Below are 18,777 nucleotides of genomic sequence, written 5' to 3' on the forward strand. Positions count from 1 at the left end.
AGATTATTCTCTTGGCAAGGGGCGAGATCTACAAAGAGCTTCTCTAGAATTACTAACATAGACCCAATACAATAACGCTTAAAATCAGGAATAAAACTATGCTGCCGGAGCAACAACAGAGGATAATGGGCTACTTTATTGAGGAGGCAAAAGACCACCTCAATACGATCGAACAAGGCTTGCTGAATCTGCAAACCACGATCGAAGACCCAGAACTGGTCAACGAAGTATTTAGGGCCGCTCACTCTGTCAAAGGAGGAGCAGCTATGCTGGGGCTGACCAGCATTCAGCAAACAGCTCACCGACTAGAAGATAGTTTTAAAGTTTTAAAAGAGTGCAGCGTTAAAGTAGACCAACAGCTAGAATCCCTTTTCCTGCGAATATTTGATACATTACAAGGGCTGTTAGAGCAACTGTCGGGGCCTTTTGGACTGACAGAGGAATTGGGAGAACAGATGGTTCGAGAATTAGAACCAGTATTTGAAGAACTCAACGGGCACTTGGGGGGACTCGTCGGACACGGAGAACACCATGCAGACGATAGCTACGCGATGCCAGTCGCCGAACCAGTTATGGCGGGGATGGGAGTCGGGGCGTTTGCCTCATCAAGGAGTTTTCCGGATTCGCGGTCAGTTTACGCACCTCCGGCCAGAGCAACAGAAGACAGCGCGCTGCTGCTAGTATTTGACTCAGACGTGCCCGCGAGGATGCGGGAACTCCTGCAAGAGTTCAAACAGCCCGAAGGGCCAGAAAGCAGGCGACAACTCAAGAATATTTGTCGGAATTTGCTCAGGGCGGGGGAAGAATTTGAACTGCCTTGCTGGATAGAATTGATCCAAGCTGTATCCAAGGCGATCGCCAACCCAGAAAATACCTACCGCACCTTAGCCCCAACGGTGATCAAAGACATCAAACAAGCGCAAGAACTTGTAATTTCTGGTCTAGAATCGTCGATCGTACCAAGCGCAAAACTTCTGGCGCTGCAGCCTGCTGTTCTGGTTCCAGAAACGGATTTTGAAGATTTGCTGGCCTTCGCTCAACCGAGTAAATCCCGGAAAAATGTGGTTTCTGTTGAGGATGAGGCCTGGGATCTGGTGGGATCGGGCGATGCCCCGGATGGATTGAACAAGTTGCTGCCGACTATTTCTGGGCTGAGTATAGACGAGCTCTTCGACCAACTCGACAGCGGCGACAGCAACGATGACAGTGGCCTTCGATCCGCCCAGTTCGACGATTCCGCCGGATTCGCAGAATCCGATATGGAGACGGGTGCTTTTAGAGGCTCGACCCGCACCGGCCCGGAAGTGGGTGCTGCAGAACTCAACACTTTAGCTGACTTGTTTGACGGCGAGTCCCCGGATCTCGACGGCGCTTGGGAAGAAGAAGAAGACCTCGACTATGCACAGTCTTCTGGGATATCGGCGGCGGGAATGCTGGGGTCAGACGATGACAATTCCGGCGATTTTACTGATTTGTTGTTTGACGAATACGATTCGGAAAGTTCCGAAACGAACACGAAGCCTCCGATTGATGACCTGACGAGTTTGTTTGGGGAGGATTTGCTATTTGGAGAAGAGGCAGAGGGATCGGCAGTAGCTGCCGGTCAGAAAAATGCGGGTTCGAGCCAGCGGTTAACTCGCAAACAGGTTAAAACGGGTAACGGTAGGGGCGGTTTGGAGCGGCGAGACGACACGGTTGCCCCAGCCAGGGGACAAGCTGACGAAGATGCTCTCGGTACGCTTTTGGACGAAGTGGCCGCCCAAACTTCTGCTGGTGTTACAGACAATGCTGATTTCGATAACTTGTTCGGCGATTTAGGCTTATCTGAGGCAACGGGTGTGCCTGCAGTCTCTTCGGAGTATTCCCTGAACTCGGAGGCTTTAGACGGAGAATCGAAGCAGCCTGCAGCAGGGGGGGGCAATAATGATTCAGCGGATGCCGAAGCGCTTGCTCTCCCTGAAATGGATGATTTCGAGTTGTTCTCTGAGCTTGGCGAGGACTCGGATTTGAGCGAGCTGTTAGGGATTACTTCTAATTTCCTTTCTTCAGAAGACGAAGGTACGGAGAACGGGGGCGATCGAGATCAAGCTGCAGGCATCGCACAAAATGAGGAAATGGGCAACATTCTTAACATGACATCAAATTCTGATTTAGATATCTCTGCGGATGAAAACTGGCTAGAAGATGCTTTCGGCCTGGAAGACGAGTCTGTGCAATCGCTCAACCTGGAGCTGGACGATACTGATTTAGATGCGCTGTTTGGGGATATGACCTCGGGTTCGATTTCTGAGGATGAACAGACTGTGCGCGGGCAAGGAGTAGCTACATCCCGAGAAGCGGCAGATTTGGCTGAGCTGTTCGGTTCTGTACCTACCGGTACTGAGTATGACGGAGAAGCTTCGGGGCAAGCCCGTGCGGGTTGGCTGAATGATGGGGATTCACAATTGCTCCGTGCCGGTGTCGGAGTTGATGAGGGCGACTTGGGGAATTTGTTCGATAACAATGGTGCGACTGTTTCCGACCAAGGCTTGGCAAATTCGGCAGAGGTTAAACTTGGGCCTTTGTCCGAGGATCGTCCTGAGTCAGAAATTTCAAATGTCGAATCTGATGAGGGCGCAGCTTTCGATTTCTTGGAGGATATGTTTGCCGAAGGCATCGTGCAGCAGGGCGATGCTGGATCGGCGCCAGATGACGGCGCGACTGTGGATGTGAAGGAGTTGTCTGCCCGGCCTGCCGAGGGTTTGTTCGACGAGGTGGGTGCGGATTTGTTTGATCGAGGCGAAACAGATGCCGCCGGGGAGTCTGAGGGCGAAGATGATTTGTTTGATGCCCTGGAAACGGATTTTTTGAGTGCGGATTTAGAGCCACTCCCTGCGGAATCTCTCGATGGTATGTTTGAGGGCGATGCTGACTTGCTCTCGGCGATGGAAACCGGGGCTACTCTCAACAACGAAGAGTTGGAGGGTTTTGACGATTTGTTGGATTCCCTCGATGCTGAGGTGCTGGTGACTTCGGAACTGACGACGGGCTTTTGGGACGCTGAGGACGAGTCGGCCCAGGCCGATTCCTCGGAGTTGGAAGAGGGGTCGCTGGCAGACTTTTTTGCCGAAGACGAATCAGGCGCTGAGGATGACGAAGGCAATTTTGACGATTTAGAAGCACTGTTAATTGCAGGGGGTGCTGGAGCTGTCATAGCAGCTTCTGGGAGCACAAATCAGAGTCCGGTAAATACAGAAGTTTTCTCGGATCTCGAAGAACTCCTCAGCGAGAGCGCAACTATGCCGGAAATTCCTGCACCGACGACAACTGCTAGTAAAGCTTCCCGCGCTGCAGCCGAGGAGAGCGACGACGAATTTGGCGATTTGGAAAAACTGTTGGAAGATCCCAAGGAAAGTGGCCGCCAAGGGGAAGCCAATATGGGGCCGTCGGCGATCAACAGACCCAGGCGGAATGCCCGCGCGGGCGGGTTCGGCGACCAGACGATGCGGGTGCCGATCAAGCAACTGGATAACCTCAGCAATTTGATGGGGGAACTGGTGGTAAACCGCAACAGTTTGGAGCAAGACCAAGAACGGATGCGGCAGTTTTTGGACAATTTGCTGCACCAGGTAGCGCTACTGAGCGATGTGAGCCAGCGGACTCAGGATTTCTACGAGCGGAGTCTTTTGGAGATTGCTTTGCTGGCAAACCGCCAGGGACACCGATCGGCATGGCGCTCTGAGGATTCGGCCCACACGCGGGAAAGTGCCTGGAGACCAGAGGAAATGGACAGGTTTACTCCTTTCCACAGTTTGGCTCAGGAGATTATTGAGCTGATCGTGCGGGTGCGGGAGTCGGCGGCGGACATTGAGTTTTTGGTGGATGAGGCGGATCAGGTGACTCGCCAACTGCGGCAAGTTACTACTCAACTGCAAGAAGGTTTGACTCGCGCCCGGATGAAGCCGTTTGCGGAGACGACGGACAGGCTGTTCCGGGCGGTGCGGGAAATTGCGATTAAGTGCGGGAAGCAGGCTCAGTTGCAGGTTGAGGGTAAGGATATTCAGATCGACAAGATGATTGTGGATCAACTGTATGACCCGATGACTCATTTGGTGAACAATGCCATTACTCACGGGATCGAACCGCCCGAAGTGCGTCTGGCGGCTGGGAAGCCTGCTGTCGGCAGGATTACGATTCGCGCTTTCCACCAAGGAAACCAAACCGTGGTTTCGGTTTCTGACGACGGGGCGGGAATTGACCCGCAAAGGGTGAAGGCGAAGGCGATTAAGCAGGGTATGCTGACGGCGGCTCAGGCTCAGAGGATGTCTCGCTCGGAAGTTTACGATTTGCTGTTTATGCCGGGTTTCAGCACTCAGGAACAGGCGACGGAGTATGCCGGCCGGGGGGTCGGTATGAATGTGGTGCAGACTTCGTTGCAGGAGATTCGCGGTACTGTGTCGATCGATTCAACCATCGGCAAGGGGACTGTGTTTACCATCCGTTTACCTCTGGTGTTGAGCATTTCTAAGGCTCTGACTTGCATTAGCGATCGAGCTCGCATTGCTTTCCCGATGGATGGGGTGGAGGATATGATCGATGTGCCTCGCGATCAGGTGACGACGGGGGCGGACGGTTTGCCTTGCATTGAGTGGCGGGGTCAAAGCTTGCCGTTCCGGCCGCTGCGGGATTTGCTGGCTTACAACCGCCATTTGGGCCGGGGCAGTGTTTACGGGTTTAATACTGACGATGACATGATTTCGGTGATCGTGCTGCGGTCTGCCGGCAATTTCTTAGCCGTGCAGGTGGATCAGGTTTCGACGGAACAGGAAATTGTGATCAAGCCGTTGGAGGGGCCGGTGCCGAAGCCGATCGGGATTGCTGGGGCCACGGTGCTCGGGGACGGTCGGATCGTCGCGATTGCGGACGTTCTGGAACTGATCGATTTGGCTACCGGAAGGCTGCGGAAGGATGCTGGCGGTACGCTTTGGGATGAGAGCGAGAGGGCTACTAAGGAGGCGGAAATCGAGAAGACTGAGCCGACTGTGCTGATTGTCGATGACTCGATTACGGTGCGATCGCTATTGTCGATTACTTTCGAGAAGTCTGGCTATCGTGTGGAAGAAGCTCGCGACGGTAAGGAAGCTTGGGAAAAGATGAAATCTGGTCTGCCTTGCGATATCGTTTTCTGCGATATTGAGATGCCGAGAATGGACGGTTTGGAACTACTTTCTCGGATGCAGAAGGATGCCGTTTTGTGTGAATTGCCGATCGCGATGCTAACTTCTCGCGGTGCTGACAGACACCGCCAAATGGCTTACAGTTTGGGCGCCAAAGGCTATTTCACTAAGCCTTATTTGGAGGAGCAATTGCTTGATGCTGCTTCTCGGATGTTGAAAGGTGAGGTTGTTGGTGCTCCGGTTGCTGTGTAATGTGTAAATCTGCGTTTCTCTGCGGTGAAAAAAGGTAATTTCTTAACCGCAGATGAAAATGGATTGACGCCGGTTAACGCAGATAATCTCTAATTCATCTGCGTTAATCTGTGTTTATCTGCCTATATCTGCGGTGAAAAAAGGGGAATTTCTTAACCGCAGATGAAGATGGATTGACGCAGATTAACGCAGATTTAGATCGCGCTTTCGGTTTTGGTGGTAGGCTGGGAAAGTGGGGTGTAGCGGAAGGGCGAGGGGTTATTAATGAACGGTGAAGAACTTTTAGAAAAATATGCAGCAGGACAACGCGACTTTAAGAACACACAGTTAAGTGGGGTAGACCTTAAAGGTGCCGATCTGAGTGGGATAAACCTACAGGGTGCTGATTTGACTGGGGCTGATTTGAGTGCTACAGACCTAACAAAAGCGCATCTTTACGGTGCTAATCTGAGTCGGGCATCTCTGACCAGTGCAAACTTGAGTGAAATACGTTGTGATTCAGCTAATCTAAGTTTAGCAGAACTCAACGGTGCAAATTTGAGTAAAGCAAATCTGAGTAGCTCAAACTTGACTAATACTAATCTTGACCAAGCAAATTTGAGTGGGGCAAACCTAACTGCTACTAACTTAAGTAGAGCCTCCTTGTTTCACGCAGACTTAAATAGAGCGGACTTGACTAACGCTAATCTGACTGAAGCCAACATAATTCAAGCAGATTTAACTTCTGCAATTTTAAGTGGTGTAAAACTCTTAGAGGTAAATCTCCACGGTTCTAAACTTAGGGCAGTCAAATTGCCCGAAAGCAATTTGTCAGGAATGAAGTTGATAGATGTAGATTTAAGTGTGGCAAACTTGGCAAAAGCTAACCTTAAAAAAGCTTGCTTGCAAGGCTCGAATCTAGAAAGAGCTAATCTGCGAGGAGCCAATTTAAGTAGAGCAGATTTAAGTAGAGCCAACTTGAAAAGGGCAGACTTAACTGATGCAATAACCTATGGCTGGAATATCGAAAATGCCGACTTAACTGGTGCTATAATGCCCGATGGAGAAATCTACGAGCCAGAAACCTCTGACGCAAAAATCTACCAGCCAGAAAATTCTCAAAAATTATTCCAAAAAGTGATATCTATGACGCGCAAAATTATTCGTACTGACAAAGCACCGGCACCCGTGGGCCCTTACAATCAAGCCATTGCCGCTACGGGCACTATGCTGTTTGTAGCTGGTCAAATTGCGATCGACATTAGACTAAACGATATTGTCTACACCGACGATGTGGCAAAACAAACCGAACAAGTTATGGCAAATCTAGAAGCCATTCTCACAGAAGCCGGCGCTACTTGGTTGGATGTGGTAAAAACTACGGTTTTCCTCAAAGATATGAATGATTTTGCCGCTGTGAATGCGGTGTATGCGAAATATTTTGATGCGGAAACTGCACCGGCGCGCGCTTGTGTGGAGGTTTCGCGTTTGCCGAAAGATGTGTTAGTAGAGATTGATTGTATTGCTGTGATTTGATTTCATCTTCTTTGAGAAACCAGGCTTTTTCAATAAGTCTGGTTTCTGGATATTTTGTTTTTTTTAATATTTATGAGTGATTTAACCGCAGAGGGCGCTGAGGGGGTTGAGGAAGAGGGGAGAGAGATGAATAATTTGAAAGTTTATTTATAGCAACCGCCGAGGGTAAAGTGCGCGAGTGTATTAACTTCTACAGCCGATCGCACTCTTGTCGATCTGTCGCTGTCGCGCACCTACTCCCAAATCAATCTGAAACAATCAGATTTAATCTCAATTAGCAATTAGCAATTACTAATTACGAGTTAGCAATTAGCAATTAGCAATTACTCTACAAGTAATTACCAATTACCAACTGTAAACTATTTATTCAACGCTTCGCGGGCGGCTACCGCTTCGTCGGGATGAATATTCAAGCGGGTCAAATTAATTCGACCTTTATTGTCAATTTCTCGCACTTTGACAATCACTTCATCGTTTACAGCTAACTCGTCTTCCACTTTGCCAACGCGGTAGTCCGCTAACTGGGAAATGTGAATCATGCCTTCTTTTCCGGGCAAAATTTCCACAAAAGCGCCGATCGGAATAATTCGAGTTACGCGGCCGACATACACGTCTCCTGCATTCAACTTGCGCGTCATGCCTTGGACAATGTTGTAAGCCCGCTGAGCTTTTTCGCTGTCGTTGCCAGCAATTGTCACGGTTCCGTCGTCTTCGATGTCAATTTTGACACCAGTTTCTTCGGTGATGGCTTTGATCGTTTTCCCACCTGGCCCAATTACCAAACCGATAAATTCCGGATCGATTTTCAGGGTTAGCAAACGCGGTGCAAACGGCGACATTTCCTTGCGGGGAGTGTCGATGGTTGCCAGCATTCTTTCTAAAATTTGCAGTCTGGCCGGTTTGGCTTGGCGGATGGCATTGGCAATCACATCTAAGGGCAAACCTTTGATTTTCATGTCCATCTGCAAAGCGGTAATGCCGGTGTCGGTACCAGCTACTTTGAAGTCCATATCGCCTAAAAAGTCTTCAATTGCCTGAATGTCAGTCAAAATTCGGACTTCATCGCCTTCTTTAATTAAGCCCATTGCCGCGCCGCTGACGGGTTGGGAAAGGGGAACGCCTGCATCCATTAATGCTAGCGTTGAGGCGCAAACTGAACCCATTGAGGTCGAACCGTCGGAAGAAAGGACTTCTGAAACTACGCGAATCACGTAGGGGAAATCTTCTTTGGATGGCAAAACCGGCAGCAAAGCGCGTTCTGCGAGGGCTCCGTGACCGATTTCTCGGCGTCCGGGCGATCGCATCGGCTTGGTTTCTCCTACCGAAAACGGCGGGAAATTGTAGTGGTGGAGGTAGCGTTTGTCTTGCTGCGGGTGCAAGTCGTCTCCTAAGTCTTGGGCGTCGCCTGGGGTTCCCAGGGTAGCTGCGGACAAGACTTGAGTCAACCCGCGATTAAACAACCCACTGCCGTGTACTCGCGACGGCAGCACGCCTACGCGACAAGAAACTTGTCGCACCTCGTCTAGCTTGCGACCGTCTACACGGACGCCATCATCGAGGATTTGCTGGCGCATGATTTTTTTGGTAACGTCTTTGAAAACGTTGCCGATCGCCTTGCTGTTGGCGGTGGCTGCTAGTTTTACCGGGTCCTCTTCCGAGAGTTCGGCGATCGCAGATTCGACTTCATTTGCCTTAACTTCGTCCAAAGCTGCATTCCGCTGGTTTTTGTCTTGTTCAAATTTAGACAAAATAAAGCGGATTGGGGCTTCAGCGCGATCGCGAATAAAGTTTTCCAGGGCAGAGTCTAGGGATGGCCGTTCTTCTACCACCAAATCGATCCCCAATTCCGCCATAATTTCGCGCTGGGCTTGAATCAAGTCACAGGCTGCTTCATAGCCGAAGTCGATCGCCTCGATGATATCCTGTTCCGGCAATTGGTTAGCGCCGGCTTCTACCATGATTACTCCGTCAGGAGAACCAGCTACCACGAGATCCAACTCGCCTTCTCTGATTTCGCTGTAGGTTGGGTTGATGATGAAATCGTCCCCTACCAAACCGACTCGCACCGCCGCCATCGGCCCGTAAAACGGCATTTTCGCCAGCAGTATCGCCACCGAAGCCCCCGTCACCGCCAAAACGTCCGGTGGCACTTGTTCGTCCATCGAAACCGTTGTGGCTACAACTTGGATGTCATCTCGCAGCCAGCTTGGAAATAGCGGGCGCAGCGGTCGATCGATCAAACGACCAGTCAAAGTCACTTTTTCTGGGGGACGCCCTTCCCGTCGCAAAAATCCACCGGGAATTTTACCGCCAGCGTACAGTCTCTCTTCGTAATCCACCAACAGGGGCAGGAAATCAATTCCTTCTCTCCCCTGCGATCGAGTCGCTGTCACTAAAACCGCCGTGTCACCCGACTGAATCAAAACTGCACCGCCTGCTTGAGGCGCTAGTAAACCAATCTTCAGTCTAATATCCCGTCCATCGAAGGATATTGACTTGTCTATCTCTACCATGTAGCACTGCTTCCTTATCTACCACATTCTTTCTCTGTCGGGATCGTAACATTACCACAGGATGTTTGAGAGTCCGACGCCAAAAGACAGGGATAATCGCCTCGCGATCCACTGTCTGTGTCTGGCTTATAAGCATTTATACTCTAGAATTATTTTTGGCAGTCAGGGGTCGATTCTCCGGTCGATCGCCCGCTAAAAGCCTTCCATAGATGGTACGATGAATTTTCGTTTGGGAATTGGGACGTTGAAGGAAAAAGGAAGAGGGATTTAGTTATCTAGGACAGGGAATAAGCCGTAAGGTGGTTAGGGCGCACCCTACATATACAGGTTCTACCTAAGTCCTGTCTGGCGCAAAATATCCTCGGTTTGTTTTAAATAAAATTTTCATAAATTCCATATAAATGTAGTAGTCAACATCCCACTTAAATAAAAATACCAGGATTAAAAAAATGGCAATTTTACACGGCAGTTGGCTAGTTGAAAATGAGAAAAGTTGCTTATTTATTTGGGGAGAAACTTGGCGAAAAGTTGGGACTATTGACACCATACAATCGGGGAGGCATTTACCGCATCCCTTAGCAATGACCGAAGCTGAATTTAAGACTTTCCTAAATTCCTTGCAGCAGTCGGGAAAACTGGATTGGCAATTACCGGAAACCGCAGAAACTCCCCCGGAAAAAAGCAAAAAAACTAGGCGCTCACCCAAAACTCCCAACGCAGAAATTCCCGCCCGAGACTCCTCAATTCAAAAGGAAATTCGGGCGATCGCACTTCCCACCCAAATCTCAGAAGCGAACGCAAATCTGATGCCGCAGCACTCAGCAGCAGCACTTGAGGAACCCGCTAAAACCGAGGAAATTTACCTTTATCCCTGGCAAGTGGAGGGTTTTTGTCTTAACCCTCAAGCAGCTTTTGTTTTCTTGCAATCACTACCGCTTAACAGCACGGAACCAGACTATTTTGTCGGATCAGATTTGCGTTTTTGGTCTCATATTGCTAGGTGGAGTTTGGATTTGTTGGCAAGATGCAAATTTTTGCCTGGATTGGAGAAACAGTCCGACGGTTCTGCTATTGCCAAATGGCAACCGTTGTTAGATAGTTCTACAGATACACTCCGCCTCGCCACTTTTGTCAAGCAAATGCCCACGGCTTGCAGAACGTATCAATCGAAGGAAGAAGGAAGAGGGAAGAAGGAAGAAGGAAGAGGGAAGAAGGAAGAAGGAAGAGGGGAAAAAGAAGAAGGAAGAGGGGAAAAGGAAGAAGAATCCAGTCAATTGCCTTTAGTGGTGGATTTGCCGATGGGGGCGGAGGAATTGGTGTTAGGCTTTTTGAGTAGTATTGTAGATAGTCAAGTGCGATCTGCTGGTAGCTCTACTTTAGACATCAAAACAGTTTCTCCTGTGCGCGAGTGGCTGCAAGCTTTGCAGCAGGAATCTGGGATTGTGCAAGTAGAAACAGCACCATTGGAAAACTTGGCAACCAAGCTGAGTGCTTGGACTGCACCCCTGCAAAACCAATTATCTCAACAAAGTCAATTTCGCACTTGCTTTCAACTCATACCACCAGCGCCCGGTAAAGCCAACTGGAATTTAAATTATTGCTTGCAAGCAGCAGATGAAAACGAATTTTTGGTGGACGCGACAACTGTTTGGAACAACTCTGTCGAGCGTTTGGCTTATGCGGGGCGGACAATAGAATTGCCTCAAGAAACTTTGCTGAGCGGCTTGGGTTTAGCCTCGAAACTTTATCCGTTAATTGAACCGAGTTTGCAAGCACAGCGGCCTCAATCTTGCCAATTAAATCCGCTGCAAGCTTACGAGTTTATTAAGTCTGTAGCTTGGCGGTTTGCTGATAGCGGATTGGGCGTAGTTTTGCCGCCGAGTTTGACAAAGACGGATGGTTGGGCGAGTCGTTTGGGTTTGAGCATTCAAGCGGAAACTCCCAAAGTGACTCCGGCGAAAGGTGGGTTGGGATTGCAAAGTCTGCTAAATTTTAAGTGGGAATTGACGATCGGCGGACAGCGTATTTCTAAGGCAGAATTTGACAGATTGACCGCGTTGAATTCGCCTTTGGTGGAAATTAACGGCGAGTGGGTGGAGTTGCGCGCACCGGATGTGAAAGCGGCTCAAACTTTTTTTGCCAGCCGCAAAGAGCAAATGACTCTTTCTTTGGAGGATGCTTTGCGTTTGGCGTCGGGCGATACTCAGATGATCGAAAAATTGCCTGTGGTGAATTTTGAGGCTACGGGTCAGCTTCAGGAATTGTTGAATACTTTGAGCGATAATCAAGCGGTAAGTGCGATCGCAACTCCGGCTACTTTCCAGGGACAATTGCGGCCTTATCAAGCCCTAGGAGCAGGCTGGTTAGCATTTTTAGAACGCTGGGGTTTGGGTGCTTGTCTCGCGGACGATATGGGGCTCGGTAAATGCTTGTTACCACAAAGTTTGCTTTTTGTTAATGGTTTTTTACAAAAAGCTGAAAAAATATGGGAAGCTTATGCCGGAAAAACCGAATTCGACGGTGAGGGCTTTTGGTCTGAACCTAACGAGCAATTACTGGTAAATTCCATAAATCAGGAAACAGGCAAAATTGTACAGGCGACTATTCGACGACTTTACCGGCAGCAAGTGCAAGAAAAGTTGCGAACCATCAAACTACAAGATGGTAGCAGCATCACAATTACCCGCCGCCACAAATTGTTAGGACGCGATGGCTGGACAAATGAGCTCAAGGTTGGAGATTATGTTTGCGTTCCTGCTAAATTGTATTGGGAAGGAAAGCCGGAAGATCCTGATTTGGTCAAGTTTCTGGCTTGGCAGATTGCTGAGGGATATGAGCAGCGCGATCGAGCAATACTCACAATAACGCAGAAAGATGTGGCAGTTCTTGAAGAATTGCGTTTCACACTTCACCGTTTAAGCAACAAGTATGGGATAGAAATAAATAATCCTGCTGTTCGTAATCCCGGTAAGCCAAGAGCAGCATATTTAGCTGTGTGTAGTCGATCGTACCAAAGCTTTCTTGAGTCTAAAGGCTACGAGTGGGGAAAGCTGTCAGCCGAGAAAAGCTTCCCGCAATTCATCATGCAAGCCAATCTTGACACCATACGAATTTTTCTCAAAAACTACTTCGATGCTGAAGGATCTGTCTTTCTTAACACGCGAAATATCGAAATTAGCACCGCTTCGCCTTTAATCATCCAACAACTTTCTACACTGCTGCGGCGCTTTGGAATTTGGCTGCGAATCGCCACTAAGCAGAAACGGGCCACCAATGGCAGCGGGATTTTTCGCACCTATTATATTGGCACTTTCGGCGGTAACTCAGCGCGCATATTTTTGCAGGAAATTGGCTTCGGTTATCCCGAAAAACAGCGTAAATTAGAGCAAATTTGCGAATCGGCTTGCAACACCAATGTTGAGGGAATTCCTGCTTCCGATATCGTCGCTCGTGCAGTGGAAATTACAAAATTACCATTGCGCCATTTGGGAATGCACAACCCCGTTTACATCAACGGTTCTCAGGAGTTTTCCCACAGGAGTCTGGCAAGGGTAGTCGCTGGGATGGAAAATATTTTAAATGGGTCGGCCCAACAAGAATACCGTCAGTTAAAGCCTTCAAACTGGACGAATCAGACTCTAGAAGCTTATGCAAATTTAGACACACAACAGCTAAATACAATCAGAGAAGGCTTACAACTTTTTCTAGACCAAGAAGTATTTTATTGCCGAATAGAGGAAATTGAGGATTTTGAGTACAGCGGGTGGGTTTATGATTTTGAGGTGAGCAAGCATCACAATTTTGTTGCCAATAATATCTTGTGCCACAATACTATTCAGCTAATTACTTTTCTCCTGCATTTACAAGAACAAGATTCTCTAGAAGCGCCAACATTACTGGTTTGTCCGACATCAGTATTGGGCAATTGGGAGCGCGAAGTCAAGAAATTTGGCCCGACGCTAAAAGTGTTAGTTCACCACGGAGACAAGCGCGCTAAAGGCAAAGCATTTGCGGCTGAAATTAAAGGAAAGGATTTAATAATTACCAGTTATGCCCTGGTGTTTCGCGATGCGAAGGAATTTCAAGGCATTAAATGGCAAGGATTAGTTTTAGATGAAGCGCAAAATATTAAAAATTCCGAGGCGAAGCAGTCGCAAGCGGTGCGACAAATCGAGGCATCTTTTAGAATTGCGCTGACAGGAACTCCGGTGGAAAATAGACTGCAAGAATTGTGGTCAATTTTAGAATTTCTGAATCCTGGCTATTTGGGGCCGCGCAATTTCTTTCAGCGCCGATTTGCAATTCCGATCGAGAAATACGGAGATCGAGAATCATTGCAGACTTTGCGATCGCTCGTTCGGCCTTTCATCCTCCGCCGCCTCAAAACTGACAAAGAAATCATCCAAGATTTGCCCGAAAAACAGGAGATGACTGTATTTTGCGGGCTGGCGGCTCAACAGGCGGTATTATATCAGAAAATAGTCGAAGAGTCAATAGCTGAATTAGACTCAGCCGAAGGTATTCAGCGCCGGGGAATGATTCTGGCTTTGCTGGTAAAACTCAAGCAACTTTGCAACCATCCGGCTCTTGTGAAAGCAGAAGCTAAGCCGAAAGAATTGGGGATTAAGAGTCAGGAATCGGGGAAATTGCAGCGGTTGGTGGAAATGTTAGAAGAGGTGCTCGCTGAGGGCGATCGGGCTTTAATTTTTACTCAATTTGCCGAATGGGGAAAACTCCTGAAACCGCATCTAGAACAGCATTTAGGGCGAGAAGTTTTGTTCTTGTACGGAGGAATTCGGCAACAGCAGCGCGAAGAAATGATCGATCGCTTCCAGCACGACCCCCAAGGCCCGCCGATTATGATTTTATCTTTAAAAGCTGGCGGTACAGGTTTGAACTTAACCAGAGCAACCCACGTTTTCCACTATGACAGATGGTGGAATCCCGCAGTAGAAAATCAGGCAACTGACCGCGTATTTCGCATCGGTCAAACTCGCAACGTGCAAGTGCATAAATTTGTCTGCACGGGTACGTTAGAGGAGAAAATACACGATATGATCGAAAGCAAAAAAGCTCTAGCCGAACAAGTAGTCAGCGCCGGCGAAAACTGGCTCACCGAACTCGATACAGACCAACTTCGGAATTTACTAATTCTCGATCGCAATGCTATTATAGAAAACGAAGAAGAATAATGTGCTTAATTTTCTTCGGCTTGTACTGAAGACTTCAGCCCTCAAAAATCAGAGGACTTTAGTCCTCACTACAAACCTTCGGACTTCCATCCGTTACATCCGTTACAGAATGCGTTGCTGAACTTCCTTTTTTCTTCCGCTTATGATTGACAGAGAATGGTGGACCCAACAGTGGTTAGATTTAATCAATACCTACCGCTTCAAAAAGCGCTTAGAACGTGGCTGGCAGTACGCGCGCGAAGGTAAAGTTCTCAGCATTAAATTTCCCAATCAAGAAGTAATTGCCATAGTTCAAGGAACCGATCCAAAACCCTATCAAGTTTCTTTAGGACTTGATACGTTGACTGATGAAGATTGGGATTATGTGATTGAAAATATGTCGCAAAGAGCAGTTTTTTCAGCTAAACTCTTAGCAGGAGAAATGCCGCACAATATTGAAGATGTATTTGCAGCAGCAGGCAAAACGCTATTTCCGTTAAGCTTATCTGATATTCGATCGCGCTGTAGCTGTCCTGACCCCAAAAACCCTTGCAAACACATCAGTGCAGTATACTACTTATTGGGCGATCGCTTCAGCGAAGACCCCTTCGTACTATTTCAATTGCGGGGTCGAACCAAAGAGCAAATCTTGACAGCACTTCGTCAGAGACGAGGTACCCAAGGAGAGGAAAATTCCCAACTCAACTCCGGCGAAAATGCCCCCACTACGAATCCTAAATTGCCGAAGGTCGATCGCTTTTGGGAATACAATCAGCAGCTAGAATCATCTTTAGTAGTTATTGTACCGCCACCCAGCAGCGAAACAGTATTAGATATCTTAGGCCCAATTGCCCTCGCAACCGACGGAAAAGGAACCGCTAGCAAATCCTCGCCCGCATCTGACGCACTCAAGCAGCATTTTAACAAAATCTACCAAGCAGTTAGCCAGCAAGCAGTTTTAGCAGCACTGAAACGGGGCGAAGGAGAGTAACATAATTTACTCGCAGAGATGATACTAGGGACTCTGGCTGATAACAAATCAGGCTTTGATACCCCTTTTATTCTTTAGTCCCTCTCTGGTGGAACGAGAGTTTGTGTAGAATAGATTTCAACCGACGAGTCTTACTTTTTGCAATTTCAGTTTACACTTCCCACAAATTACTCATAATCTCTATCAATTCCTGGGGGCGTTTAATCAAAAAATCGGGATTGTGTGCAGCCAAAGCCTCCTGAGAATTAAAACCCCAAGCTACAGCAATTACCTTAATTCCTGTTTTTCGAGCAGCTTCAATATCTCTAATCTCATCTCCCACATAAACGACTTGTTTAGGATTTATATGTTCTGTTTTTAGCCAGCTATTAATAACTTTATGTTTGCCAAAAGTTGAACCAGAGTAAATAAATGTGAAAGTGTCTTGCACACCATTTGTTTCCAGCGAGGCTAAGACGTTTTCTCGGGAATTAGATGTGATAATGCCCAGTTGAAAGCCAAGTTTTTTTAACTCCAGTAAAACTTCTTTAATTCCCGCAAATAATTGAATGTTGGGAATTTCGCTGCGTAACTCTGCTTTCAACCTTCTAATCAACAGCGGGAATTTGAAGATAGAAATGCCAGAATACTGAAGGAGTTGCCAAGAAGTTAAATTGCTCAGTTGAGCGATTTGCTCTTTGGTCGCAGACTTAAAGCCCAATTCGGCTGACAAACGGTTGGTGATGCTCAGGAGAATATCGATTGTATCTGCTAAAGTACCGTCAAAATCAAAAATAATTACTTGGGTCATTGGACAATAGCAAATAAGGAACGGGGAATCATACAATTTTAGATTTTAGATTTTAGATGGGGAATGACTTACTTCATAATGTATTGGCTCTTGGCGAGCCGTACATACCCTACGGTTATTATCTGTAGGGTAAGGTGTCGCCTAAGCACCCTGAGCGCGAACATCTCAACTTTTAAGGGTTAATTTGATTAGCTTTCGCATTTCGCCGCAACATTTCTGGTTTAATGCGCCGCAGCGCCGAAGCTGTAAATCTGCGGTTCCATTCTTCGTCGGAGATGTCGGCTAATTCTGCAAGTGTCGGCGCTATATTTTCAGGATAAGGCTCAAAGTCGGCAACATCAGTTGGTTTAGCAAATCGCTGATTCCAAGGACAAACATCCTGACAAATATCGCAACCTGCTACCCAACCTTGTAAATTAGATCCAATTTCGTCGGGCAATTTTTCGGCTCGATTCTCGATCGTGTGATAAGCTATACATCGATCGGCATTCACCACAAAAGGCTCAGTAATTGCCCCCGTCGGACACGCCTCAATGCAGCGAGTGCAAGTACCGCAATGTTCCGTATGGGGTTCATCGGACGCTAACTCCAAATTAGTCAAGATTTCTCCCAAAAACACCCAAGAACCGTATTCGCGCGAAATTACATTACCATTTTTGGCAATCCACCCAATCCCCGCACGCTGCGCCCACATTTTATCTTGAATCGGCCCGGTATCAGCATAATACCGCGCTTCAATTCCCTCGCCTTGCGATCGCACCCAATTTGCCAAAACCTTCAGTTTTTTGTGCAGGATTTTATGATAATCCCTTCCCCAGCCGTAGCGAGAGATTTTGGCATATTCGGAACCGCCCGGGCGTTGGTGAGGCGTGTAGTAATTGATGGCGACACATATTAAGGACTTAACCTCTGGCATTGCCGCGCGAATATCCTGACGTTTCGGGTTAGCCATCCATGCCATATCCGCCTGATAGCCTTTATTCAACCATGCCTGCAACCTTTGTGCATCCTTGTCAGTGCCCTCGTCTACCAAGGCTATCCCAACCTTGTGAAATCCCAGTTCAAGGGCTTTTTGCTTAACCAAAATGCTGCTAATTGGCGCTTTCATTTGACACCAGGCAAATATTTACCTTTGGTATTGACTATTTTTAGTTTATATGATATGCCAAGCGATTTTAACGATCGGTTTCCTGAATAAACTAATTCGGCGCACAGTCTAGTGACGGCGATCGCAATTTACCAAACCATTCATCATAATTTTATAACTCAGCTATATGTAATTTATATTTGCAATTTTTAACAAAACGTTACATAATTTAATCAAGGGAGCTTGACGTTTCCTAACTCCAGTAGCTCACTACAACCACAAATCCCACAGCATACACATGGCAGTTAGTATTCAATCAGCTCAATCTATTTTCTCCAACATGGAGATTGCTAGCGCTGTTCCGGCTACCACCGAAGCATTTTACAAACTCAGCGTTGAAGACCAACTAGCCTTGCTCTGGTATGCCTACACCGAAATGGGTATTTCCATCACCCCAGCAGCTCCCGGAGTAGCCAGCATGGCGCTTGTTGAAGGCATACTGAGCGAAATCAAGCAAATGTCGCCGGCTGCTCAAAGCAAAACCATGTTTGACCTAGCCAGCAACGCCGACACAACGATCGGGCGGATTTACACTTCCTTGCGCGTCAACACCAAACTCGGTTTCTGGTACGAGTTGGGACAGTTGATGAAACAGGGCCTTGTCGCTCCGATCCCCGCTGGCTATCAAATGTCTCCCGAAGCCACCACAGTTCTAGAAACCATCAAGAAACTAGATCCCAGTCAGCAAATTACCGTACTTCGCAATACCGTAGTTAACATGGGCTATGACCCTGCTTTTAGCCAAGAGTACGGCAAACGCTCAGCCCCCCGCAGCACTCCCACCGCTCCAGAAGAGCGGGTGAAAACCAAAATTGAGGGTATCAGCGAGCAGACTGTCCTCAACTACATCGACTACATGAACGCCTTCGACTTCACCCCAGCCATCGCTTTATTTGCCGAAGAAGGTGCCCTACAACCACCTTTCCAAAAGCCGATCGTCGGTCGCGAAGCTATCCTCAACTATATGCGGGAAGAGTGCATCGGACTGAAAATGATGCCCCAGCAAGGCGTATCGGAACCCACAGAAGATGGCTACCGCCAAGTGAAAGTCACCGGCAAAGTCGAAACTCCCTGGTTCGGAGCGAATGTGGGAATGAACATCGCGTGGCGGTTTTTGTTAGATCCCCAAGGTCAAATTTTCTTTGTGGCGATCGACTTGTTGGCATCTCCTAAGGAATTGCTCAATTTGATCCGCCAATAGAATATCCTTGTTTGCTCTGTTAAACAGGCTTGCCCAGAAAC

Annotated in this window: 9 protein-coding genes; 5 read left to right on the forward strand and 4 right to left on the reverse strand. The window is 47.9% G+C overall.

Going from position 1 to position 18,777, the window contains the following annotated elements:
• Positions 1-98: 98 nt before the first annotated feature.
• Both D0A34_20135 and D0A34_20140 read left to right on the forward strand, forming a co-directional pair.
• Positions 99-5,408 carry a response regulator gene (locus tag D0A34_20135; protein UNU20873.1) on the forward strand — a complete coding sequence of 1,770 codons (5,310 nt, stop codon included), beginning with the start codon at positions 99-101 and terminating at the stop codon, positions 5,406-5,408.
• Between the two features lie 264 nt (positions 5,409-5,672).
• Positions 5,673-6,923, forward strand: coding sequence for an endoribonuclease L-PSP (locus D0A34_20140; GenBank protein UNU20874.1), 1,251 nt, complete (start codon positions 5,673-5,675; stop codon positions 6,921-6,923).
• Between the two features lie 359 nt (positions 6,924-7,282).
• Here the strand turns inward: D0A34_20140 and D0A34_20145 are convergent, their stop codons facing one another.
• Positions 7,283-9,436: a polyribonucleotide nucleotidyltransferase gene (locus D0A34_20145; protein ID UNU20875.1), complete on the reverse strand. Its 2,154-nt coding sequence runs from the start codon at positions 9,434-9,436 to the stop codon at positions 7,283-7,285.
• On the reverse strand, positions 9,390-9,572 hold the full coding sequence (locus D0A34_20150) for a hypothetical protein (GenBank protein UNU20876.1): 183 nt from the start codon (positions 9,570-9,572) through the stop codon (positions 9,390-9,392). Before D0A34_20150 ends, D0A34_20145 begins: the two co-directional genes overlap by 47 nt.
• A gap of 313 nt (positions 9,573-9,885) precedes the next feature.
• Between D0A34_20150 and D0A34_20155 the strand changes: the two genes are divergently transcribed.
• Together D0A34_20155 and D0A34_20160 are read left to right on the forward strand one after the other, a co-directional pair.
• Positions 9,886-14,628, forward strand: a complete 4,743-nt coding sequence (locus tag D0A34_20155) for a helicase (protein ID UNU20877.1) — start codon at positions 9,886-9,888, stop codon at positions 14,626-14,628.
• A gap of 142 nt (positions 14,629-14,770) precedes the next feature.
• Positions 14,771-15,598: a hypothetical protein gene (locus D0A34_20160; GenBank protein ID UNU20878.1), complete on the forward strand. Its 828-nt coding sequence runs from the start codon at positions 14,771-14,773 to the stop codon at positions 15,596-15,598.
• A gap of 151 nt (positions 15,599-15,749) precedes the next feature.
• On the opposite strand, the gene D0A34_20165 is transcribed toward D0A34_20160, so the two are convergent.
• Together D0A34_20165 and queG are read right to left on the reverse strand one after the other, a co-directional pair.
• Complete coding sequence (locus D0A34_20165; GenBank protein UNU20879.1) at positions 15,750-16,388, reverse strand: HAD family hydrolase; 639 nt, start codon at positions 16,386-16,388, stop codon at positions 15,750-15,752.
• A 172-nt stretch (positions 16,389-16,560) separates the two neighbouring features.
• Positions 16,561-17,496: a tRNA epoxyqueuosine(34) reductase QueG gene (queG, locus tag D0A34_20170; GenBank protein ID UNU20880.1), complete on the reverse strand. Its 936-nt coding sequence runs from the start codon at positions 17,494-17,496 to the stop codon at positions 16,561-16,563.
• A 277-nt stretch (positions 17,497-17,773) separates the two neighbouring features.
• On the opposite strand from queG, the gene D0A34_20175 reads away from it, so the two are divergent.
• A complete protein-coding gene (locus tag D0A34_20175; GenBank protein ID UNU20881.1) occupies positions 17,774-18,736 on the forward strand; it encodes a Red carotenoid-binding protein in 963 nt (320 codons plus the stop codon).
• Positions 18,737-18,777 lie beyond the last annotated feature (41 nt).

It is taken from the genome of Microcoleus vaginatus PCC 9802 (assembly GCA_022701275.1).
GTDB classification, from domain to species: domain Bacteria; phylum Cyanobacteriota; class Cyanobacteriia; order Cyanobacteriales; family Microcoleaceae; genus Microcoleus; species Microcoleus vaginatus_A.